Annotated in this window: 16 protein-coding genes and 1 tRNA gene; 10 read left to right on the forward strand and 7 right to left on the reverse strand. The window is 50.6% G+C overall.

Annotation, left to right across the window (positions count from 1 at the left end; genetic code table 11):
• The 4 genes from I2G61_RS05095 to I2G61_RS05110 form a co-directional block, all read right to left on the reverse strand.
• The gene (locus I2G61_RS05095) at positions 1-774 is read right to left on the reverse strand and encodes an ABC transporter ATP-binding protein (protein WP_072683849.1); all 774 of its coding nucleotides are present in this window, start codon (positions 772-774) and stop codon (positions 1-3) included.
• Complete coding sequence (locus I2G61_RS05100) at positions 771-1,733, reverse strand: branched-chain amino acid ABC transporter permease (RefSeq protein WP_072683850.1); 963 nt, start codon at positions 1,731-1,733, stop codon at positions 771-773. The genes I2G61_RS05095 and I2G61_RS05100 overlap by 4 nt, the downstream gene beginning before the upstream one ends.
• A 4-nt stretch (positions 1,734-1,737) precedes the next feature.
• Positions 1,738-2,616 carry a branched-chain amino acid ABC transporter permease gene (locus I2G61_RS05105; protein ID WP_072683851.1) on the reverse strand — a complete coding sequence of 293 codons (879 nt, stop codon included), beginning with the start codon at positions 2,614-2,616 and terminating at the stop codon, positions 1,738-1,740.
• A 78-nt stretch (positions 2,617-2,694) separates the two neighbouring features.
• Positions 2,695-3,909, reverse strand: coding sequence for an ABC transporter substrate-binding protein (locus I2G61_RS05110; protein WP_229100680.1), 1,215 nt, complete (start codon positions 3,907-3,909; stop codon positions 2,695-2,697).
• Positions 3,910-4,129: 220 nt separating this feature from the next.
• Here I2G61_RS05110 and I2G61_RS05115 point away from each other — a divergent pair, with 220 nt between their 5' ends.
• The 6 genes from I2G61_RS05115 (at position 4,130) to I2G61_RS05140 (ending at position 12,054) form a co-directional block, all read left to right on the forward strand.
• A complete protein-coding gene (locus I2G61_RS05115; RefSeq protein WP_072683853.1) occupies positions 4,130-4,879 on the forward strand; it encodes a hypothetical protein in 750 nt (249 codons plus the stop codon).
• 131 nt (positions 4,880-5,010) lie between these two features.
• Positions 5,011-5,094: transfer RNA gene (locus I2G61_RS05120), tRNA-Leu, on the forward strand.
• 1,232 nt (positions 5,095-6,326) lie between these two features.
• Entirely contained in the window at positions 6,327-7,697 is a 1,371-nt protein-coding gene (locus I2G61_RS05125; RefSeq protein WP_072683854.1) for an MATE family efflux transporter, read from the forward strand.
• 267 nt (positions 7,698-7,964) lie between these two features.
• On the forward strand, positions 7,965-8,828 hold the full coding sequence (locus I2G61_RS05130; protein WP_072683855.1) for a DegV family protein: 864 nt from the start codon (positions 7,965-7,967) through the stop codon (positions 8,826-8,828).
• Positions 8,829-9,295: 467 nt separating this feature from the next.
• Positions 9,296-11,023, forward strand: coding sequence for a diguanylate cyclase domain-containing protein (locus I2G61_RS05135; RefSeq protein WP_159432756.1), 1,728 nt, complete (start codon positions 9,296-9,298; stop codon positions 11,021-11,023).
• 35 nt (positions 11,024-11,058) lie between these two features.
• Positions 11,059-12,054 (forward strand): EAL domain-containing protein, encoded by a 996-nt coding sequence (locus I2G61_RS05140; protein ID WP_083538458.1) that lies wholly within the window; start codon positions 11,059-11,061, stop codon positions 12,052-12,054.
• A 270-nt stretch (positions 12,055-12,324) separates the two neighbouring features.
• On the opposite strand, the gene I2G61_RS05145 is transcribed toward I2G61_RS05140, so the two are convergent.
• The gene (locus tag I2G61_RS05145; protein ID WP_072683856.1) at positions 12,325-12,672 is read right to left on the reverse strand and encodes a DUF1622 domain-containing protein; all 348 of its coding nucleotides are present in this window, start codon (positions 12,670-12,672) and stop codon (positions 12,325-12,327) included.
• Positions 12,673-13,236: 564 nt separating this feature from the next.
• On the opposite strand from I2G61_RS05145, the gene I2G61_RS05150 reads away from it, so the two are divergent.
• The gene (locus tag I2G61_RS05150; protein WP_072683857.1) at positions 13,237-15,084 is read left to right on the forward strand and encodes a sensor domain-containing diguanylate cyclase; all 1,848 of its coding nucleotides are present in this window, start codon (positions 13,237-13,239) and stop codon (positions 15,082-15,084) included.
• 101 nt (positions 15,085-15,185) lie between these two features.
• Here the strand turns inward: I2G61_RS05150 and I2G61_RS05155 are convergent, their stop codons facing one another.
• Together I2G61_RS05155 and I2G61_RS05160 are read right to left on the reverse strand one after the other, a co-directional pair.
• Positions 15,186-15,686, reverse strand: a complete 501-nt coding sequence (locus I2G61_RS05155; protein ID WP_072683858.1) for an HIT family protein — start codon at positions 15,684-15,686, stop codon at positions 15,186-15,188.
• A 257-nt stretch (positions 15,687-15,943) separates the two neighbouring features.
• Complete coding sequence (locus I2G61_RS05160; RefSeq protein ID WP_072683860.1) at positions 15,944-17,551, reverse strand: amidohydrolase; 1,608 nt, start codon at positions 17,549-17,551, stop codon at positions 15,944-15,946.
• Positions 17,552-17,711: 160 nt separating this feature from the next.
• Between I2G61_RS05160 and I2G61_RS05165 the strand changes: the two genes are divergently transcribed.
• The 3 genes from I2G61_RS05165 (at position 17,712) to I2G61_RS05175 (ending at position 23,719) form a co-directional block, all read left to right on the forward strand.
• On the forward strand, positions 17,712-19,052 hold the full coding sequence (locus tag I2G61_RS05165; protein WP_072683861.1) for an HdeD family acid-resistance protein: 1,341 nt from the start codon (positions 17,712-17,714) through the stop codon (positions 19,050-19,052).
• A 430-nt stretch (positions 19,053-19,482) separates the two neighbouring features.
• The gene (locus I2G61_RS05170; RefSeq protein WP_072683862.1) at positions 19,483-22,434 is read left to right on the forward strand and encodes a response regulator; all 2,952 of its coding nucleotides are present in this window, start codon (positions 19,483-19,485) and stop codon (positions 22,432-22,434) included.
• Positions 22,418-23,719: an ABC transporter substrate-binding protein gene (locus I2G61_RS05175; RefSeq protein ID WP_072683863.1), complete on the forward strand. Its 1,302-nt coding sequence runs from the start codon at positions 22,418-22,420 to the stop codon at positions 23,717-23,719. The genes I2G61_RS05170 and I2G61_RS05175 overlap by 17 nt, the downstream gene beginning before the upstream one ends.
• Positions 23,720-23,748 lie beyond the last annotated feature (29 nt).

Raw genomic sequence — 23,748 nt, forward strand, 5'->3', positions numbered from 1 at the left:
TTAATCCTCCCCCAGATACGCCTCGATGACGCGGCGGTTGTTTTTGATCGCATCCGGTGTCCCATCGGCGATGCACTTGCCGTAGTCCAGCACGTAGATCCGTTCGCAGATCTTCATGACCAGCGACATATCATGTTCGATCAGCACGACCGTTAAATTGAATTGTTCCTTGATCTGATGGATCAGCTCCGTCAGCTCGGTGGTTTCCTGCGGATTCATCCCGGCGGCGGGTTCGTCGAGGAACAGAATCTTCGGCTTCGCCGCCAGTGCCCGGGCAATCTCCAGCTTGCGCTGCTGCCCATACGGCAGATTCTTCGCCAGCGTCGTCTGTTTTTCCGCCAAGCCGACAACTTCCAGCAGTTTCACCGCTTCCTCCAGCACGCGCTGTTCCTCGCGGTAATAGGAAGGCAAACGCAGAATTGCCGCCAAGGTGGAATACTTCACCGACTTGTTCATCGCCAGCTTGACGTTGTCCAGCACGGTCATGTTTTTAAACAGCCGGATATTCTGAAACGTCCGCGCCAGCCCCAGGCCGGTGATCACATACGGCTTTAAGCCGCCGATGCTTTTCATCGTCCCCTCAACATTCAGTTCGATTTTGCCCTCGCTGGGATCATAGACCCCGGTCAGCAGGTTGAACAGCGTCGTTTTGCCCGCGCCGTTAGGTCCGATCAGTCCGATCAGCTCGCGTTCCTCAATTTCCAGATTAACGTTGGACACCGCGGCCAGACCGCCGAAGTTTTTCGTCAGGCCGCTGACTTTTAAGACCGTCATCCGCGTGCCTCCTTTCGTTTCCCAAACCGCTCAAACAGACTGGAGAACGTGAATTCCTTCGTGCCTAACAGACCGCTTGGACGGAAGATCATGATGCCGACCAGCATTAAGCCATACAGGATCATCCGGATATCGGAGAACTGCTGCAGGACCGTATTGAGTACGCCGATCACACCGGCCGCGATAAACGAGCCGGTAAAGCTGCCCATGCCGCCGAAGACGACGAGCACAAGAATATCAATCGACTTGTTAAAGGTGAACATCTCCGGTTTGATGACGTAGAACGCCCCGGCATACAGCGCACCGGCCACACTGGCGATCATCGCGCCCAAGACAAACGCCATGATTTTATACTTCGTCGTATTGATGCCCATCGCTTCCGCCGCAATTTCATCCTCGCGCACGGAGATGCACGCGCGGCCCTGGGCAGACCGGCAGAAGTTCAGGATGATGATCGTGCAGATCACCACTGCCGCAAAGATCACCTGCCAGCCGATCAGTTTCGGCAGGATCAACCCTGCCGCGCCGTTGGTAATCTTCATATTCAAGATAAGGATGCGGATGATTTCGCCAAAGCCCAGTGTGGCAATCGCCAGATAATCCCCGCGCAGGCGCAGCGTCGGAATCGCAACGACTAACGCCACCGCGCCGCTGATCACAATGCCGATTCCCATGCCGAGCAGAATCCCGCCCAGACTGGCGGAGAACTGCTTGACCGCAACCCCGGCACAATACGCGCCGATGATCATAAACCCGGCATGACCAAGCGAGAACTGACCAGTCACGCCGATGATCAGGTTCAGGCTGATCGCCAGAATGATATTGATGCCGATCGTCATCAGTACGGTCAGGTAAACGTTGTTGATCACCCCGGCGCTGATTAACAATGAGATTAAGCCGTAGCTGCCCGCAATCAAAACGAGCCAGCAGGCATTCTTTTTATTCAACAGGTTCTTCATGCGCTTACACCTTTTCCTTTATATTTTTACCGAGCAGTCCGGCCGGTTTGACGACCAGAATGATGATCAGGATGATGTAAACGACGGCATCCTTATATAAAGAACTGCCGTAGCCGCTGACCAGCGTCTCGACAATGCCGATGAAGAAGCCGCCGAACATCGCCCCGGGAATAATGCCGATCCCGCCGAAAACCGCGGCGATAAACGCCTTGACGCCCGGAAGCATACCCATCAGCGGATTGATGGAATTATAATACAGACCAACCAGCACGCCGGCCGCCCCGGCTAATGCCGAACCGATCGCAAACGTATAGGAAATCGTCATGTCGACGTTGACGCCCATCAGCCGCGCCGCGTCCGCGTCCACCGACACCGCCCGCATCGCCCGGCCGACCTTCGTCTTGCGCACGATGAATTGAAGCAGAAGCATCAAACCGATCGTCGTCGCGAAGATCGCGATCTGCTGGGTTGTGATCATCACATCGCCGATCATGATCTTCTGATTGGCCAGCACCTGCGGGAAGGTTTTAACGCCGGTGCCCATGACCTTCTGCGTGCTCGCCTCGAGAAAATAGCTGACGCCGATCGCCGTGATCAGCGCTGTAATCCGCGTCGCGTTGCGCAGCGGCTTATACGCGATCCGTTCGATGACGACGCCGATTAAAGCGCAGACCGCCATCGCGGCCACCAGCGCCGGAAAAAAGCTCATGCCTAACTGCGCCGTGCAGATAAATCCGATATACGCCCCCAGCATATAAATATCCCCATGGGCAAAGTTGATCAATTTAATGATGCCGTACACCATCGTATACCCCAACGCGATCAGGGCGTAGATGCTGCCCAGCGACAGCCCGTTGATCAGCTGCTGCAAAAACTGGGTCATAGTCCTCTCCTCCTTTTCTCAATGGGAAAAAATAGGAGAACTGCTTCCCCTATTTCTATCCGTTGTTTGCTTTGCCCGTTAATCCAACTTTGGCGTGACCGCGACCGCGTCCGTCTGAACGCCGTCGACCAGATTGACGACCAGCACCGGTTTGATCGGCGTGTGCGTCGGATCAAAGGTAAACGAACCCGTAACGCCGTCAAAGCTGATCTTTGCCAGCGCCGCCTGCACCGCCGCGCCGTCCGTGGATCCGGCTTCTTCCATGGCCTGAATCAGAACGTTCGTCGCATCATAGGCCAACGCTGCGAACATATTCGGCTCTTCATTATATTCCGCTTTGTACGCGTCGATAAATGCCTGCAGCTTGTCCGAAGCGCCAACCGTCGTGTAAGCGGTCGTGAAATAAACATCGTTCAGGTTCGTTGCGCCGCCCAGTTCCACCAGCGTCGTGGAATCGAAACCGTCAGAGCCGACCACCGTCTGGTTCAGCCCCATTTCCCGCGCCTGCTTGATGATCAGGCCCGCTTCGTTGTAATAGCCCGGGATATACAGGACGTCGAAGTCCATTCCCTTGATCTTGGTCAGGACGGAGGAGAAATCCGTATCCTTGCTGACATAGTTTTCCTTGCCGACGATCGTTCCGCCCAGCTTGGTAAACTGCTTTTCAAAGGCTTCCGTCAATCCCTTGGCATAATCGGTTGTGGAATCACCGTAAATGACGGCTTTGGTCTTGCCCAGCGTATCATAAGCATACTGCGCCATCGCCGCGCCCTGATAGGAATCTTCAAAGCAGACACGGTAAACATAATCGTACGGCGCGCTGGACGCATCGTCCGGGTTGGTCAACGTGACGTTATTCTGCGTCGCAGAGGGGGAAAGCACCGGAATCTTCGCATCGTTTAAGATCTGGTAGGAAGCCGCGCTGGCACCTGAGGTTGCCGGACCAACAACACCCGCCACGCCGTCGTTAACCAGCTGCGCCGCTAAGGTTACCGCTTCTGTTGGATCCGATTTATCATCATATTTGACATAGCCATATTTTTCACTCCCGGCTGCCGCGTTGGCCTGCTTAATCGCCAACAATGAGCCGTTGAGCTCCGCTTTGCCATAATCCGCCACTTCGCCGGTCAGTTCATAGTGCAGACCAATCTTCACAGCCCCCGCTGTATCTGTACTACCCGCTTCCGGTGTTGTTGTACCGCTGTTTCCGGATCCGGAATTTCCGCATCCGCTCATGGAAGCCGCCATCATCAAGGCAACGGCGCCCATGAATACTTTCTTCATCGTATTCATCATTTCATCTCCCGTTTCTTTCTAAAACCGTCTGGTAAAAGGTTATAGTGGTTTTATTATAGCGCCGGCCCGGTCTGATTACAACCTCTTTTTTCATTTTTACAATTTGTTTTCATGTAAGTATTTTCAGTTTTGTTAAGAATTTGAATCTTTTTTCTTTTTCTACTTCCGACTTCCTCCTTATCGCTTATAATGAAGGAAAGGGAAGGAGTGAGTTTCGATGATTCCGGATGTACAATTAATAAGGAAAGAATTAATCCTGCGGAAAGAATCCGAGGCGTTACAAAAAGAAGTTGAAACTTTACGGACCGAACTGTTGGCCGCTGAATATGAGGCAGATCATGCTTCCAGCTGGTTTACGGCGAAAAAGAAACAAGCTTTGATCCAGAAACGGGATATCGTACAAAATCAGTTAACACTTAAAGAAGAAAAGCTATTGCACTTTTCCACCGCTTCGCTGCGCTGCCTTGCCGACCAATGTCAACTATTGAACGATAAACATCATTCCACGACTTCTAAGAGATTGGTGGAAATTCTCAATTTCGCTGTCAGAACTGAGCTTTATCTCACAGCGTTAACTGAACTGGACAATGCTTTGAACGAATGTTTTGTGGAACAGATCAATGTCCGCGATCAGGCTGCCATCACGAATAAAACGATTAATCTGTCGCCAGTGCTGCCGCTTCTGCCGGGTTTTCTCGATCATGACGCGCGCTACCGGAATCAACTGCACGAGTTCAATCAGAAATCATTACTGTCTCAGCCTCTGCGTCTGCGCCGCCTGGATTTTACGCGGCTGTCAGCAATGGATAAACAGAGCGAGCTGCGTTTTTTCGGCAAACAGTGCCAGCCTTTAAAAGCAGACCTGCAAACCATTCTGCGAAAGCTGGAAGACCAGGCGATTTGTTTCACTTCCGAACTAGCAAAAAACTTGGAGTCCTGTTCAAAATGCGCTGGATCCCAGAATTAAATTTCAGCATACGCCGCCGGGATTAAGGTTATCCGGGCCTGTCCTTCGCCGCTTTTCTCATTTTTTCAATACGATTTGAGCTATCCAGATTCTTGTCAAAAATCAGAAGTCTTGGTATAATATCCGGGTATGCGCGTGTGGCGAAATTGGTAGACGCACCAGACTTAGGATCTGGCGGTTCATCCATGGGGGTTCGAGTCCCTTCACGCGCACCAGATATGAAAAAAGGGCTGTAACGTCAAGAAAAATTCTGAAAGTTACAGCCTTTTGATTTGCAAAGAGGCTTTTTCCGCATCAACTAAAGATAATAATCAAGTTGCCATTCATAAATCCATTTGTTTCTATTTTATTTTTTAACTAAAGAATCAATAACCAGTTTATTTAAAAAGAATTATTTTTTGACTTATTTGTTAAAGAGGAACAATAAAAATTTTGCTCACCTTAAACTTGAAGTTCCATTCTATCAATGTCCTATATTCAAGACCTTTTCTAAAACTCATTTCCAGTTTCAAATATCATTAAAGATGCAAGAGTCCGCCTGATTTTCCTGATTTCTCCCTATCCTTATTTAAGTACTTTTGACTTTTATCACCTATTGCTCTGCTGAAGAAACTTTACAACATAATATCAAGATAATACAATTACAAAAAGGGAGTTGGAAGAATTTCTATGGCCAGGCGAAAAAATATCACCAAAAAACAAAATTATTTTTTCTTTTTGTTTTATTTAGTTTTCTAATTTATTATCTTACTTCATCACCTGTAGATGTAGCAAAGCATATTGAAATTCGAGTATATGACGAAGGAATCACTGCAATATTTGATTATAGACTGCCTATTACTTATAAAAATTTTAGTTATAACGATACAAATTTTAATTATGACGGCAGTACCATCTATGTAATTAGATTAGAAAATGCAAAACAAAACTTTGATATCAACAAATTTAATATCTCCTATTCTGAAAATTTTTATTCATTGAAGCGCCATCAACGTTTCTACAATTCTAAATCATATAAAATTAATTATCAAGATCAATCATTTAAGGACTATCTCCATTACACAGGAATTAGAGTGCCTTATGATAATATGAATAGAGCTAATCCCTAATTAATAACTTATGCGAAACACAAAATTCAATTTTAGATCAGCAGCGGAAGCAGCGGATTTTTCATAATTTGAATACCGGTTTTCTCATCTGACAATCAGGACAAAAGAAACTGACTGCGCAGCGTTTTGCACCCGCCTTTTTATTGCTGAAGATCAGCGAAGAATTCGAAAATTTATTTCTTTCCGAACTTCTTTGCAGGATCTCCTGTACATTGACGATCTCCCTGTCTCATCCTGTTTGTCGGAATTTCCCAGGAAATAAATTTGATCGTTTCCAGCTTGAAATTCCTACCCGGGAGCGTATAATACTTAAATGACTTAAGGGGGAACTTTTTACTGTGAAAAAATCTTACGCCGTGGATATGGTCAACGGTCCGCTGTTGAGCCGCATCCTCATCTACGCCTTTCCTTTGATTTTGTCCGGCGTCCTGCAGCTGTTATTTAATGCCGCGGATATCGTTGTCGTCGGAAAATTCACCGGCAGCCACGCTCTGGCCGCCGTCGGCTCCACCAGCGCTTTGATCAATCTGTTAGTCAATTTATTCATCGGGATATCCATCGGCACCAACGTCATGGTCGCCCGCTATTGCGGAGCACGGGACTGGCAAAACTGCGAGGACACCGTGCATACCTCAATCGCCATTTCCATCATCGGCGGCATTCTGATGATCTTTGTCGGCGTTTTGTTCGCTCGGCCGTTATTGGAATTAATGGGTACGCCAGCCGACGTCATCACGCACTCCGTGCTGTATATGCGGATCTATTTTCTCGGCATGCCGGCATTTATGATCTATAACTTCGGCGCGGCGATTCTGCGTGCAATCGGCGATACCAAACGGCCGCTGTACTTCCTGACGATTGCCGGCGTTGTCAACGTCATCTTTAATTTGTTTTTTGTCGTTGTCTTCAACATGGGCGTCGCCGGGGTCGCGATTGCGACGGTAATCTCGCAGGCGATCTCTGCGGTTTTAATCCTGATGTGTCTGTTGAAAATGGACGGCATGTGTCAGCTGCATAAAGAAAAGATCAAGCTGCACGGCGCGAAAGTGAAGGAAATGCTGCGGATCGGCATTCCGGCCGGTTTGCAGGGAATTGTATTCAGCATTTCCAACGTGCTGATCCAGTCGTCGGTCAACTCCTTCGGCTCCATCGTCATGGCCGGCAACACCGCCGCCAGCAATATCGAGGGCTTCGTCTATACCGCAATGAACGCGATCTATCAGACCTCGTTAAGCTTCACCAGTCAGAATCTGGGCGCCGGCAATACCGCGCGGATTAAGAAAATTCTGTGGTGCTGCCTGGGCATTGTCACGGTGATCGGGCTTGTGCTGGGCCAGGGGGCATACCTGCTTGGCCGGCCGCTGCTTTCGATTTACTCCTCCGATCCGGCCGTCGTCGATTTCGGTCTGGTCCGGCTTTCGATCGTCAGCGCTTCCTATTTCCTGTGCGGTTTGATGGACGTCTGCTGCGGAAGCATTCGCGGTTTAGGCTATTCGATCATGCCGATGCTTGTGTCGCTGACCGGAGCGTGCGCCTTCCGCGTGCTGTGGATTTTTACGATTTTCCAGGTTGAACATACGCTGTTCAGTCTGTATATCTCCTATCCGATTTCGTGGATTCTGACGTTTGCGGTGCATATTCTCTGCTTCGTTTACGCTTACCGCAAATTGATGAAATCGAAGCTGGATCTTCAATCCGCCGAAGCCTGAGGCATGCCCCTGAGCTGATGATTGAACCCGCTTTCGATCCGGCGCTTCCAAAAATTTTCATGATTTGATCACGATCTTAGACTACACAATTTTCAAAATGTGTGGTCTTTTCTTTTCCGGCGAATCATCTTTTTATTTTTTTCCAAAAGAAGACTTTACTTGACACGAGGTTCACGGTAAAGTAGTAGCGTCTGGTTTTTCTTAATGAGATGTACTGACATCATAAACTAGAAGAATCAGAGTTAAAAATAAGTGGGGGACTTGGTTATGAAAACAATCATTACAACTGAAAGCTGTTCCGACATCCCGGCTTCCATGCTGGAAAAATTAAATGTTCCCATGGTGCCTTTCAGCGTCAACTTCCCGGACCGGACAGTCCTTGACGGCGAACTTCCAATTCAGGAAATTTACGACTTTTACGAATCCACACGGCAGATCCCGAAAACATGCGCGGTCAGTCCGTATCAATACAGTGAGTTCTTCAATCGACTGCTGGAAGATCCGGAAGTGGAAATCGTCCACATCGGGTATTCCTCGGCATGCTCGTGTTCTTTCCAGAACGCCCTGATCAGCCTGCAGGACTGCGACGAATCGCGCATTCATTTAGTCGACTGCCTGAACGTTTCCGGCGGGTTCGGCTTGTTGACGCTCAAAGCAGTGGAGCTGCATACGCGCAATCCGCAATGGAGCGCCGCGGAGCTGGCGGAGGAAGTTCGCAAATGGGTGCCGCGGATCAAGACATTGTTCATTCCGGAAAAGCTCGATTTCCTGGCGGCCGGCGGCCGCGTCAGCAACGCTGCAGCGCTGGGTGCTTCCCTGCTGCGGATTAAGCCGCGCATCGACATCCTCAAGGGCGAGCTGATCAACACGAAGAAGTATTACGGTACGATGAAAAAAGCGGCGTCCCAGATGGTGGAGGATTTCCTCAGCGAAGAACCGCTGGACCGCACGATGGCGCTGATCATCTATGCCAAAGGCGCCGACCCGGATTTGTTGGAACGGCTGCGTCAGCGCGTGCTGAACGACGGTTTCCAGGAAGTGCTGGTGTTTGAGCTGGGCGCGGTGATGACCGTGCACGGCGGCAAGGGTGCGATGGGCATTACCGGATTCCGCAGCGAAGCGGCAAACTAAAGATCGCCCTGCATTCGCAGAGAATGGCAGACGAAGGGGCAGATGTACCGATGGTTCCAATCCTTGCGGACAGTTTGTTTTCCGATATGCCTGGATCTGCCTCTTACAATATAAACAACACGATTCTTATCCGGCGGACAAAGCTTCCAAAGCAATCGCCTTTACGACCGAACGTCAACGTTCGGTTTTTTTGACAACGTCCGCTGAACCCTTCCTTTCGTCTTCCGGTTGTTTCCTTTTTGACCTGTATTTTACTTTATACCCTGAAATTATCGAATTTAATTAAAATTATTGATCATTTTCCGATCAATTTTCATTCTACGGATTTCCACGATCCGTTTACCGGAATTAAGCTTTTATTCCTTATAAATTGCAGTATAATAAAAGTAACATCCTTTGTGTCCGGTAAGACTGAATCGGGCAAACGCCGCGCAGGCACCCGATTGATGGAAGAAAGCGGTATTGTTATGAAAAACAATAAGATTTCGTATTCCACCCGTTTTTTGCTCATTCCTTTAATCCTCTCTTTAATCCTGACCGGGATTCTTTCGTTGTTCACGATCCGCAATCTTCAAGGCAACGCCCGTGTCATTAACTATACCGGCATTGTGCGCGGCGCAACGCAGCGGCTGGTCAAACAGGAACTGAATCACCAGGCGGACGACGCGATGATTGAGAAAATCGACGGGCTGCTGAACGAACTGGAAACCGGCGAAGGTCCCGACGCTTTAATCCGTCTGGATGACAAAGCGTTCCAGGCTCAGATCAAACAGATGCGCAACGCCTGGGCGCAGATGAAAACCGCCATTTATGATTTCCGCAAAGGAGGTTCCGCCAGCGAACTTTATGCTCTGAGCGAAACCTATTTCGATCTGGCCAACGACGCTGTCAGCTATGCTGAAGCTTATACCGAGGCCAGCGTTCACAACGCCCAGATTTCTCTGCTTTTAGTCAATGTTTTTTTCCTGCTGATCACGCTTGTCTTGTTATATTTCAGTCATCTTCAGCACAAGCGGCAGAAACGTCTGGAACTGGAGGAACTGGAAACTCGCCGCAAACAGGAGGAACTGGATCAGCTCAACCGGGAGCTGCAGGCTCCGATGAATGAAATCAGCGAGCTTATTTACATTTCCGATCCTGAAACCTATGAATTGTTATTTATCAATGAAAGCGGCCGCAAAGCCTTCAACATTGATTCGATCGAAGGAAAAAAATGTTACAAGGTCTTGCAGGGATTAGATCAGCCCTGCTCCTTCTGCACCAACGCCGTCCTGAAAGAGAACGAAACATACAGCTGGGAAATCAATAATGCCCTGACCCATTGTCACTATCTGCTTAAAGACCGGCTCATCACCTGGAACGGCCGGCGGGCACGGCTGGAAATCGCGTTTGACACGACCAAAAGCGAAGAAGAAAAACAACGCTTAAAAACGATGCTTGATAATGAAAAACTGATCGTGGACTGCGTTCGCGAGCTTTACGAGGATGAAATGCTCGAATCGGCGATTCCGGAAATGCTGCGCCGGCTGGGTGAATTCATGGAAGCGGAACGAATTACACTGTTCTCCCTCAGTCCGGTCCGGCTGACGATTACCTCGCGCTGGTCCGCTGAGGGCGCTTCTGAAATTGAAATGCTTTCCGACCTGAAAGTCCGGCCGTTTTACAACCGCTGGCTGAAACGGCTGCGCGAGGATGAATCGTATGTCGTCGAAGATGTGGAGCAATTAAAAACACCGTTCCCAGAAGAATACAAGCTGCTTCACGCTTACGGCGTCCAGCAGCTGATCATTCTCTCCCTTGAGGTGCGCGGCGAAGTCGTCGACTGCATCTGCATCGACAATCCGGCTTCGGGCAAGCTGCAGAACTCGATCATCGTCTTGCAGACGCTGCGTTACTTCCTGCTTCTGGCCCGTCATCGCGCCATTGATAAAGCCAAGCTGGCGCAGCTCAGCTACACGGACAGCCTGACCGGCCTGTTCAACCGCAACCGTTATATTCAGGACCTGGATAAAAAGATTTCAGCTCCGCAGCCGGTCGGCGTTCTGTTTGTCGATCTGAACGGATTAAAAGAAATCAACGATCAGTTCGGGCATGACCGCGGCGATGAAGTCTGCGGACCTGTTCCGATCACCTGCGGGCCTGCTTCGCTCCGGATTCCTGCTACCGCATCGGCGGTGATGAATTCGTCGTTCTGACGCACGATTTATCCGAAGAAGAATTCTTCGATCAGGTGCATCATCTGCGGCTGCGGCTGCAGGACAATACCAGGCTGCACTTGGCCGTCGGTACCCATTGGGCGCTCAGCGGTTCTCAGCTTCCTTCCGCCATCAAAGCCGCGGATGAAAAGATGTATAAAGATAAAAAGGCTTATTATTACCATGCCTCGCAAACAGGACGCTACCGTCACCATACGGATGAAGTTCTGCCGTTAGCCAATTTGAATATCTTGCGTCAAAAGATCAATGAAAGTCGCTTTCTCGTATACTTCCAGCCAAAAATTGCGATTGACTCCGGGCTTTTGGTCGGCGCTGAAGCGTTGGTCAGATATCAGCTGGACGATAATTTAATCCTGGCTCCCAACGCCTTCATTCCGCTGCTGGAAGAAACGCAGACAATCAGTCAGATCGACTTCTTCGTCTTTGAGTTTGTGTGTCTGCGGCTGCAAAAATGGATTCATGAAGGTCGGGCAATATCGCCGGTTTCCGTTAACTTCTCACGCTACACCGTTCTGGAAGAGACGTTTTGCCAACGTCTGGCCGAGCTCAGCGATCACTATCAAATTGAACGGAATCTGTTGGAAATTGAAATCACTGAAAACGCGCTGGATGTTCGCGAAGAAGATCTGCGCAGGATCATTGATACTGTGCGGCGCTTTGGATTCAGTGTGTCGATCGACGATTTCGGCGTTGAATTCTCCAATCTCTCGCTGTTTTCCGGGGCAGACTTCGACATTCTCAAGCTGGATCGCAGCTTGATTCAGGACATCGCCGTCAACGAAAAAGCGCGGGCACTCATCCAGGCGATGAGCGACGTCTGCCTGAAAATGAATATCAAGCTGGTAGCGGAAGGCGTAGAAACGGAAGAACAACTGAACATCTTGAATCAGTGTCATGTCAATATTGCGCAGGGCTTCCTGTTCTCCAAACCGATTCCCGTCGCCGATTATGAAACGAAATATTTGCCGCTTCCCGATGCAGATCTCAACGGCGGACAGGACAAATGTTAATTTTTTTAAACACGCTCCCTCGGAATGAACAGCCAGGCTATGGGCTTCGCCCACGCTGTTTTCAAGGGAGCTTTTTCATCCGTCAACGATACGCAAAAACGCAGCGTTTCCGCTGCGTCGGACTTGCTTTTTCAGCTGTTCTGCGGGATCTGACGTCTTTGCTTTCCGGTGGTTTCCGCAGCGCGATTTCAGCGCCGGAGTTCGTTCATAATTTGAACTTATCGGAAATAAATTCGCCGTTCATCCCCGGATGCAGGTACTCGTAGTGAATCAGTCGATCTTCTTTTCGATCATTTCCAATTCCCGTTCGTGCTGTTCCTGTTTCATTTCCCAATGGATCAGGATGGACAACGCGACGCGCATCACAATGACGCCGCCGACCATCATCAGCTCGCTGACTTCTTCCAGAGCGATGGTCTTGAGAATCTCCGCGCCTAACAGAAAGGAAAGACCGGTTGAAAATCCCTTCAACAGATCCAACGCAACGTTGTCGTCTTTTTTGAACAGAGAAATTGCACCCTTGCATCCAGCGTAGATGATCATGACTAACGCCAGCAGTTCAAAAAATAAGACCGCGACTTCGCCGCCTTTTAAAATAAATTCTTTTAATTGCAACATCTTCCTCAACTCCATCTTTTAGTTTACCATGACCAGCTTCGGATTCCAAGCGAAAGCGCTTAGATTCGAACATTATTTTACGCAGGTAAAGTGAAGAAATGGATGATTCAGTCCTTATTGGTCGAAAACCCAACAAGGAAAAGGCTGTGCGCCAAGGGAATAGATTGAGGTAAACTCGCTTTAAAGCTTAGTTCTGCACACAATTCCAGATTAAAAAGAATGCACGGCTCATGCAAAGCTTCCATTCAAAAAAACTGAGGCTTTTTTCTTTGCAAATAAAATAACTTTTGATCATTTTCTTAAGAAATAATTTCCCCTTTTGCGCCATGGTAACGCGGGTCAGGCTTTGAGAACTGCGGATGTCCCTGCGAAGAGAAGCAAACCTTCATTGCAGCTCCAGTTCAAATAGATATCCGGTCAACAGGGACAAGATTGTACGTTATTTACAGAATTTATGTTGTATTTTTTCAATGAGTTGAATATAATTTTCATAGTTAAGCCGGAGAACTTCTTTTCCCCTCACAAATCCAATCTATTTCAATCATAAGAACGGATGTGAACAATATGCAGAGAAAAAGCTGGAAGAACAGCTCGCTGCTGCTTCTTGGAACCGCAGTATTCGCAGGTCTTGTTTTCATACTATTCAGCACTTATCAAAGCTGGCTGAACGTCAAGTTTGAGCAGCAGATCATGGAAAACTACACCGCCTACATTGAGAGCGAAGGCGCGCAGTTTTCAGGAGCGCTCAGCGATATCGAGGGAACGCTTCAAACGCTGGCCGCATTGCTTTCCCAACAGCCGCAAACTCCGGATCAGGCGGAACTTGAGCCGGCGCTGAGGTTGTTGTCCGCGCAAAATGCTCATTTTAATGTTCAGATGCGAACACCTTCAGAAATGTCGTTAACTCCAATCCAAAGGAAACTGCTGGAACACAACGAGACAGTTGTCACTTCAATGGAAACGTCCAATTCCGGAGGTTCCTTTCTGCGCGTTCTGATCCCCATACTTCATCATTCGCAAATCGACGGCATCCTTGAGGCCTCGGTCGATGTGACTCAGCTGCTTCAGAAAAGTCAGTCGCAGCGGATTCAGACGCCGTTAAACAGCTGGATCGTGGAATCCGACGGTTCCAGCGTCTATACCAGAAACGCAAACGAGAGCGCTTATGTCAATCTCTACGCGCTGATCGAAGGCAATCCCAATTCGGAAACCACGCGGCAGCAGGTCCGCGCCTGCCTGCAGGCAGGCAATTCCGGTACGTTCCGGGTTCAAACACGGCAGGAAGGGACGCTGTACGTATCGCTGACCCCGCTGAAGACCGGCGGCTGGACGCTGGTAAATTTCACCCAGGCTAATGAAGCCTCTGAGAACTCGCAGATGATTCTGCTTTTCACAATGCGGATCGGGTTATTCCTGATTCTGACAACCGCCGCCATGGCTTATCTGGTTTACGTGCTCCTCGCACGCCAGCGCCGTCAGATCAATCTCGAACAACGCCGCTACACCTTCCTCTCACGGTTTTCCGACACGTTGATTTTTGAGTATGACGTCTTGGAGGATATGCTGGAACTGACCGGCAACGCTCAGAAAATTCTGCCGGTCAAAGAACTCTCGGCCAGACATGTGAAAAAGAACCATGCGTTGACGCCGTTTATTCATGCCGAAGATTTTTACAAGATTGAGGAAGCCTTCAAGACTGTCCACCGCTTTCAGGAATTCGGTTCCGTTGAGCTGCGGATCAAAACCCGCGACGGCAGCTATCATTGGTTCAACTGTCAATTTCAGGCCGTTTATGAACGTTATCACCGCGATCCGGTGATGATCATCGGCAAGCTGACTGATATTCAGGAACAGAAGCATATTGAGCGTCAGCTGATCGAGGAATCAAGCTGCGATGGCCTGACCTCCGTTTTAAACAAGAAAGCCGTTGAACGCCGGATTCGTGAAGAACTGAGCGAGAAGACGGAAGGTTGTCTGCTCATGATCGATCTCGACGATTTTAAAATCATCAACGACGAACTGGGACATGTTGCCGGGGATCAGGTATTGGCAGCCATCGGCGTTTTATTAAAAACCTGCTTCCGCCAGAATGATTTGATCGGCAGGATCGGCGGCGATGAATTCGTCGTCTTCCTTCATTCCATTAATCCGACGGTGATCCATCAAAAAGTAAAACAAATCAACAAGACCTTGCCCAAGCTGCTGCATCGGGAACAGATTCCGGCCGTGGTTACGCTGAGTATCGGCGCGGCCATCAGCCGTCCGGGCGATACCTATCGGCAACTGTTCAGCCGGGCTGATCAGGCGATGTACTGCGCCAAGCAGCGGGGGAAGAATCAATTTCATCTGGAAGTTTCGTCCGCCGAAAGTGCTCGGGAAAAAGAGCCGGCGGAAATAAAAACTCCCCGATAAAAACAGCCGCGGCTGCTTTTATCGGGTCTTTTATAAAGCTTCAATTTTGCATGGCTGAAAATACATACTCCGCAATGATCCGCTTTATCGGATGGCGGCTGTTATACAGTCATGCCCAGACGTTCGATTTCCCGGCGCAATTCCTGAATCCAGCGCTGGCGCTGCTGGGAAGAAATTTGTGCCTGCGGGCCATGCAGAACCGCTTTTGGCGTCAGCCAGATCGGTCCGGGCTGCGGCGTATCGCCGGTGCGGCGAGGGAACAGATGCCAGTGCATGTGGACGCTTTTGCCGATACCCAACAACTCGTAATTCATTTTCTCCGCATGAAAAACCGTCGCCACCGCCTGCGCTGTCAACGCCATTTCATTAAGAAACTGAGTCCTAAAACCCGGCTCGAGATCAAACAGTTCCACAGCGTGGATTTTGCACAAAAATAAGGTATAGCCCCGAATGTATTGATCGTCGCCCAACACGACATAGCCGGTCGGCAGCTCCGCGACCAGATTGGGATTCTCTCCCCGGGCGCTCAAACGCAGACGGGCGCAGACATCGCACTCCTCGTCGTTCAGCCAGGTTGTGGAAAATGCTTGTTTTAATTCCATCTTCTAAGTTTCGCTCCTTTGCCATAAACTGTCCTGGAAAGCAGATATTAAAAAATCCGCAGCGGCGACCTGCACGCCTGTTCCGGCAGTCTGTTCCTTTCCGCAGGCTGATGCGCCGCTGTTCACGCTTTCCACACTTGTTTTCAGGATAGCGGATTCCCGCAGGGAAGACAAGCTCAGCCCGAAAATCGTCAGATATTTGTCAGAAATTAAAAAGTCAGGCTTCACAACGGCAAACCTGACTTTTAATCTCATCCTTATTTCGCAATATAAACCGTAACGCCTTCCTTGATCGTTTCCAGCACCGCAATCGCGCCGATTTCCTCAACCGGACAGCTCAGCGGGTTCTCCTTTAGAATCACCAGATCGGCCAGCTTGCCTTCCTCCAGCGTTCCCTTACGCGCTTCCTCATGGTATTGCCAGGCTGCGTTGATCGTGACGGCCTTTAACGCTTCCAGCGGCGTGATTCGTAATTGAGGATTGAGCTGCTTTCCGCCTCTGGTCACCCGACGGCAGGCACATTCGACGCTTTCCAGCATATTGGGCATGATGACCGGCGTATCCTGATGCATCGTCACATTCAGCCCCTCGTCGATCGCCCAGCGCATCGGACTGATGTTGCCACCGCGTTGGAGCCCGAAGTTGCGCAGATGGATATCACCCCAGTACCAGCAATGCGCGGTGAAGAACGACGCCGTCATGTTCAGCGCCTTCATTCGCGCCAGCTGATCAGCCCGGACCAGCTGCGCATGGATCATCACCGGCCGCAAAGCTTCCGCTCCCGGATGCCGGGCCTGTTGGCGCTGCGTGCAGCGGATCAGCTGTTCCGCGGCCGCATCCCCGTTGCAATGGGTCAGCAGCTGCCAGCGATGGCTCATGGCCTCGTCGATCATCGCATCGACCTGTTCGTCGGTATACACCGGGTAACCGCAATATTGCGAATCTGTGTCAAGGTAAGGTTCGCTCATCCAGGCCGTCCGCCCTTGCGGGGAACCATCCAGGAATATCTTGACGCCGCCGATCCGCAGCCGGTTCTGATATCCTTGGGCATAATCCGGATGCTCGCTGATCAGCGCTTCATTCTCCTTAAGATCCACATAGCTGACGACATCGACCTTCAGCCGTTTCCGTTCGGCCATCGCCTGCAGCATCGCCCAGTCCGGACGCTTTGTGATCCCATCCTGCACCGTAGTGACGCCGCAGGATAAATACTTTTTTTGCGCCTGATCCAGCTGATCCAGCAGCTGATCAATATCCGGAGCCGCCATTCCCCGCGACAGCTGCGTAAATGCCGTTTCTTCCAGATATCCATCAGGCTTCCGGCTGCCCGCTTCCCGGCCGATCCGTCCGCCTTCCGGATCCGGCGTGGACGCGTCAATCCCCAGCTGTTTCAGCGCCGCGGAGTTCACGACGCCCATGTGGCCGGAAGCATGCGCGATTAAGATCGGATGCGACTCGCTCACCGCGTCAAGTTCTGCCCGGGTCGGATGCCGTTTCTCCCTCAGAAAATTATGATCATAACCAAATCCCTGAATCCACGCGCCCTCCGGCAGCTGCCGCTCGATGAGAAAATCCCGGATTTTCTTCTGCAGCTCGCCGATGGACGCCACATCGTCAAAATGCACGAGATTGACGGTCTGGGCCAGCGCCGTGATGTGGCTGTGGGGATCAATGAAGCCCGGCAGCATCGTATGCCCCGCCAGATCTCTTTCTTCCAGCTTCTCCTGCGGATGCGCCGCCTGCCAGTTCCGCGCCTGATCCAGCGAACCGACCAGCACGATCCGCCCCTCCTTCTCAATTAACGCCTCTGCCATCAGATCTTTCGCCATCGTCACAATCACACCGTTCTTATACAACACTGCCATACCGCAACCTTCTTTCTTTTGTCTTTATTATACCCGTCCCCCGCTCATCCTCGATAGTCATTTTCAGGCTTTTGTCAATCGTTTGGTGATTTGCTTTCTTTCATTCCTTATTTGTTCTATAATAGGTAAGAATTCAAGCGCAGGGAAGGGAGCGGGTCAAATGCTTACCAATAAATTCAGCAGTGCTTCTTCCTTATTAACGGGGATCTTTTTTATTATATTGGGCGCGTTGTTTTTTACGGAGTATTCCAAAATCTGGGCGTTGATCTATATTCTGTTTATGATCGGCTTTCTGTGGATCGGCCTCAACCAGATCCTGCGGGCGCTCAATAACAAGCAAAACGCCAGCCTGAACCTGCCGAAAGTTTTGACCAGTCTGTTATGCGTCGGTCTGGCGATCTACACCTTTTTCAATCCCGGCCTGTTCTTCAAGTTTATCCATTACGTCATCGGCTGGTGGGCTTTACTGAACGCCGCGATTCAGTTTATTAACTTCTACGTCTACCGCCGCGATTGCCTGAAAGGCACTTACGTTCTGTTCTTAAAAGGACTGGCGGACGCGATCTTCGCAGCGATGTTGATGCTCAAGCCGATCAACAAGCTGTGGATCGTCGCCTACATCGCCGGAGCTTATCTGATCTTCTACGGCGGCGTCACGGTTTTGGAAGCGTTGAAGGATTTATTAAGCGCCGGGATGAGCGTGAAAATCCGCGAGCATCTGCGCATCTCCATTCCAGTTTTAATCTCGGCGATCATTCCGCAGCGCTTCTTCCTGTCGATCAACGCGCTGATCAAAACCAACAAGCTGAATCCGGACGCGCACGTTGCGCCGCAGGCCAGCACGGATCTGGAAGTGTTCATCTACCTGAAAGAATCCGGTCCGGAATCGCTGGGACATGTTGATATCAGCTTTCAGGGTAACATCTATTCCTACGGCTGTCACGATCCGCATCACCGGGGGCTGTTCGGGACTCTGGGCGACGGCGTGCTGATCGTCTCCAAGCGTGAAGCCTTTCTGAAGCATGCGCTGAAATCTGAGGATAAGACGATCATCAGCTATGGTCTGGCGTTAAGCGAAGGCCAGAAAGCGATGCTTCAAAAACGGATTGACGCGATGCTGGAGCGTGCCTATCTCTGGCGGCCGGATGCTCAGTTAATCGCCGAGGGCGAAACGGCTGAAGGCGAAGCCCGGGATTACGCCTCGCGCGTCTGGAACGCGACGCACGCGCACATGTACAAGTTTGCCAACGGCAAATTCAAGACCTATTTTGTTTTCAGCACCAACTGCGTCCTGTTGGCGGATGAACTGCTTCATTGCAAGGAACTGGATCTGATCCCGATCGGCGGCATCGTTACGCCGGGCACGTATCTGGAGTTTCTCAACACGGAATATCTGCGGCCGGGCGGGATGGTCGTCGAGCGGACGATTTACAAGCGCACCCATGGCAAGGGCGGCGAACATGGCGGCTCGTTTGGTTCCTCGCTTTCTTCCTCTTCCTGATTTCAGCAAGATCTGCGTTACGGAAATTCGATTTGGATTTCCGTTTTTTTATTTTTTTACTTCCTTGACTTCCGGTTTGGGAAAACCGTGACGGATTCTGTTTTCGTCTGCCTGTTCCCTTTCCTTTTTCCGCTTTGACAAACGCCGTCCGCCAGGCGTCCTTATATGTTATAAGATATGTCATTTTCTGAACCAAATATGTTTGTTTAATACCAACATAAGTATTTATTCCGCGACTTTAATGTTATACTTTATTCTTGTATAGAACTAATTATTGATTCATCCCTCCTGCGGTTATTTTCATCAAAGCGCGCAGGTCAATGAATTGCGGGCTTCGCCTCACCGTCAGATCTGTCCGTTATTGTTTTACCGCCTTGCCCGCTCCTTTTCACCGTCTTAACACCCGCTATTGAAAATGAAGGTAAATCATATGAAAGTTAAAAAACAATCCGTCGCTTTCATCCTGGGGATGATCGTGCTGCTGGCAGGGACCGGCACGCTGATGATCACGGCGATGCGCGAAATCAAGGTTAAAATGAACGTCAGCGCCAACACGACGCTGCTCAACACCACGCGGATGATCTCCGACAGCCTGCTCAATAATTTTTCAAGCGATCAGCAGCAGCTGGAAACCTGCGCAAATCTGTTCAGCCGGATCGATCTTGAACAGCCGGAAGACGTCGTTCGGGCATTGGCGGAATATACCGAAGCAACGTCCTTTTTCCGTTTTTATTTCGTCAATGACGAAGGTGTGGGCTGGGATTCGACCGGCGCAAAGCTGACGCTTGAGGAAATGAGCTTTGACGATACCGCGCTGAGCGAGGGGAAAGCGGGTTATTCCGACGCTTATCTCGGCGCCAGCGGCCGTTTGCAGATCACATTCCAGACGCCGCTGCGGATCAACGGCCAACTTGCGGGCGCCTTGTATGCGGATAAAACAATGTCGAATTATCACAGTCCGTCGTTGTTCACATTCAACGGCGTGGCCGGCAGCGCCTACGTCGTTCAGGGTGAGGACGGAGCGTGGATCATCGACAGCTCCGCAAGCAATACAGACAACCTGTACGTTTTTCTTGGCAAGCAAAACAACGAACCGGCCGTCCTGGACAAGCTGAGAACGCTGATAGCGGACAACCGGTCGGGAACGATCCGGATTCAATACCATCAACAGAACAGCTTTCTCTGCTTCATCCCGCTGAACGCCAGTCATCACTGGTACTTAATTTCGATTCTGCCGCAGAATATCCTGCAGCAGGAGTCGGCGGAAGTTCTGCAGGTGATCTCCTTTGCCCTGGCCGGGTTGTTAGTCGCGCTGGTTTTAATCACGCTGCTCTTACTGAGCCGCCAGGCCTCCAGCAGCCGCGAACAGGAGCGCAAACGCCGCGAACAACTGTTCCAGATCATTTCTGAAAATGTCGACTTTGCCTTTCTCTTATATACGCCGTCCAGGCGGAAAGTGGAAATGCTTTCGGAGAATGTCCGCTTTTTATTCAACATTGAAACAAAAGAAGCCGTTGACCATCCGGAACGTTTGTTTCTGAGCTGCGGGATGCCGCCGCAGGATCCGGCCGGTCATGCGTTTCTCAACGGCGAGCTGACCCAGCGGCTGCGTTATGAATATCAGACCGGTACTGAAAACAAGCTTCAGCGCTGGATTGAGATTTATTTCATTCCCGTTCACAGCGATCAATATCTCGCCGTCCTGCACGAAACGACGGCTGAGCATCACATGCGTCAGGATCTGGCCGACGCCCTGCAGCAGTCGCAGGAAAGCAATCAGGCCCGAACTGTCTTTTTCTCCTCGATGTCGCACGATATCCGTACGCCGATGAACGGAATTATCGGCATGACGACCATCGCTCAGTCGCACCTGGACGAACCGGAAAAAGTCGCGCATTGTCTGGATAAAATCAGTCTCGCTTCGCAGCATCTGCTCGATCTGATCAACGAAGTCCTCGACATGTCGCGGATTGAAAGCGGCAAGATCAGTTTAAAAAAAGAACCCGTCAATCTGTCCCGGCTGATCTCCGACGTGCTGGTTCTGGTCAAGCCGGACCTGACGAAGAAACGCCAGACGCTGCATATCCGCTCAAGCGCGCTGGATTATGACACGGTGATCGGCGATACGCTGCACCTGCAGAAAATCTTATTGAACCTGTTGTCCAACGCCGTCAAATACACTCCGCCGCAGCAAGATATCACCATCGGGATCCATGAAGAAGCCGGCGTTGACGATAAAATCAACGTGATTTTCACCGTAGAAGACACCGGGATCGGCATGACGCCGGAATTCCTCAATCGGATCTTCACCCCGTTTGAGCGGGCGCAGGACAGCCGCATCAGTCAGATCACCGGCACCGGTTTAGGCATGGCGATCACCAAGAACATCGTCGACATGATGGCGGGAACCATTCAGGTGGAAAGCCAGGTTGGCGTAGGTTCCAAATTCACGGTAACGCTGCCGTTTACGACCACACAGACAACGCAGACAAAAAAAGTTCCGCTGGCCGGCTGTTCCGTGCTGGTAGTGGACGATGATCCCGACACCTGCGAAGGTCTGCGGATGATGCTGGAACGTGAAAATGTCCAGGTCCGCTGCGCCTACACCGGCCAGCAGGGAATTGACGCCGCGCTGCTGGCACATCAGGAAGGCCATGATTATCTGGGAATCATCATGGATTGGAGAATGGAAGGTCTTAACGGGATTGAGGCTGCGCGTCAAATCCGCGCCCGGATTCCTTCAGAGATTCCGATCATTCTGCTTTCCGCTTACAACTGGGAAGACGTCGAACAGGAAGCGCTGGATGCCGGCATTAACGGATTTTTAACGAAGCCGATTTTCCGGAGCGAATTGATTGAAAAACTCTCCGACGCTCTCATTCAGGTCAAAGAGGGAACGCCGGCGCTCAGCGATACCGCCCTCAGCTGGCCGGCTGAGGATTTCAGCGGGATGCGTGTTCTCTTAGCGGAAGATAACGAGCTGAACCGCGAAATTGTCATCGAACTGTTAAACGGCTGCGGAATTCAGGTGATCTGCGCGCATAATGGACAACAGGCGCTCGATCTTGTCCGCCAACAGCCGGAAGACGCTTTCGATCTCATCCTGATGGATATCCACATGCCGGAAATGAATGGCTATCAGGCTACCGCGGCCATCCGTTCGCTGCCGGATGCGGCGAAGGCCGGACTGCCGATCATCGCGATGACGGCCGACGCTTTTGACGAAGACGTCCAGAAATGCATGGCTGCCGGCATGAATGGACACATTGCCAAGCCGATTCAGTATCCATTACTTTTTGAAACGCTCCGCCGCTACCAGCCCTTTGAACAAAGACCTGCGACATCAAGAAACGAGGAGAACAACCATGACCATCAAAACTAAATTACGCAAAGCGGCGGCCGCGCTGACGGCCCTCTGCCTGATCGCCGGCTGTACCACCAAACCGAAAGACCCGGAAGTTTACATCGACGATAAAAATGAAGAAATCGTGCTCACCCTGTTCGCTCAGGGAGAGGTCGTTGCCAACCTGATTCAGCAATGCTTCAATGAAGTGATCAACCGCAAGCAGGAAAAAACATTTATTCTTTACAGCGACAGCGCCTCCTTTTACGCAGACGAAGGACTCTCTTACCGCGAGCTACTGTTAAAAAGACTGGAAAGCGGCGAAGCGGACGATCTGTTTATCATTCCCGCCGAAGACGTGCTGGAATTTGACCGTAAAGGTTATCTCTATGATCTTTCCGATATGGATTTCATCCACAATCTGTCCGCCGATGCGCTGCAGCAAAGCACCTATGACAACAAGGTATTCTCACTGCCGCTGTCTTATACGGCGTTCGGCTTGTTATGGAATGTCGATCTGCTTCATCAGTACGATCTGGAAGTTCCGCAGACACTATCTGAATTTCTGACTGTCTGCGAAACACTGAAACAAAACGGCATCGTCCCTTATGGCGCAAACATGGATTACGGCCTCAGCATTCTGGCGATGTGCACCGGGCTGGCGCCGTTGTACAGAGACGCGGACAAAACACAGAAACTGGCGCAGCTGGCTGAAGGAACATTGCCGATCAGCCATTATCTGCGCGACGGATTCACATTCTTAAAAATGATGATTGATCAAGGTTATCTGGACATTGAGCAGGCACTGAACACACAGCCCAACAGCGAGGAAGAAGCCGGCCGGTTCCGCGATGGTCAATGCGCGTTCATCAGCGCCTTTTGCCGGGCCGCCACTTTCTCCAGCGATTACCATTTCGAAGTCGTCATGACCGCATTGCCGGTTCTGGAAGAAGGCTCAATCTGCGTTGTCGGCGCGGATCAGCGGCTGGCTGTCAATCCCAATTCAAAACATTTAAAAGAAGCGCTGATCACAGTTGAAACGCTGGGTACTGTTGAAACGCTCAATGAATTCGCGAAGATGCTGGGCAAAACCTCACCAGCCCGCGGCAACGAAGCTTCGACTTTGCCGCAGGCCGCGCCGCTGGTTGCCAGTCTGGCAGAAGCCGAACAAATTCCCAATCAGGATTTCTCGCTGCATTTCAACACCTGGAATACAATTAAGGAATTGTGCGTTAAGCTGGGACAAGGGGAAAGTATTGACGCCCTGTGCGATGAATATGACAAGATTCAGCTTGAGGAAATTGAAACCTATCAAGGACAGTAACCGAAACGGCATTCCGGATGAGCTGGAAA

This window comes from Holdemania sp. 1001095H_141210_F2 (genome assembly GCF_015558105.1).
Taxonomy (GTDB): domain Bacteria; phylum Bacillota_I; class Bacilli_A; order Erysipelotrichales; family Erysipelotrichaceae; genus Holdemania.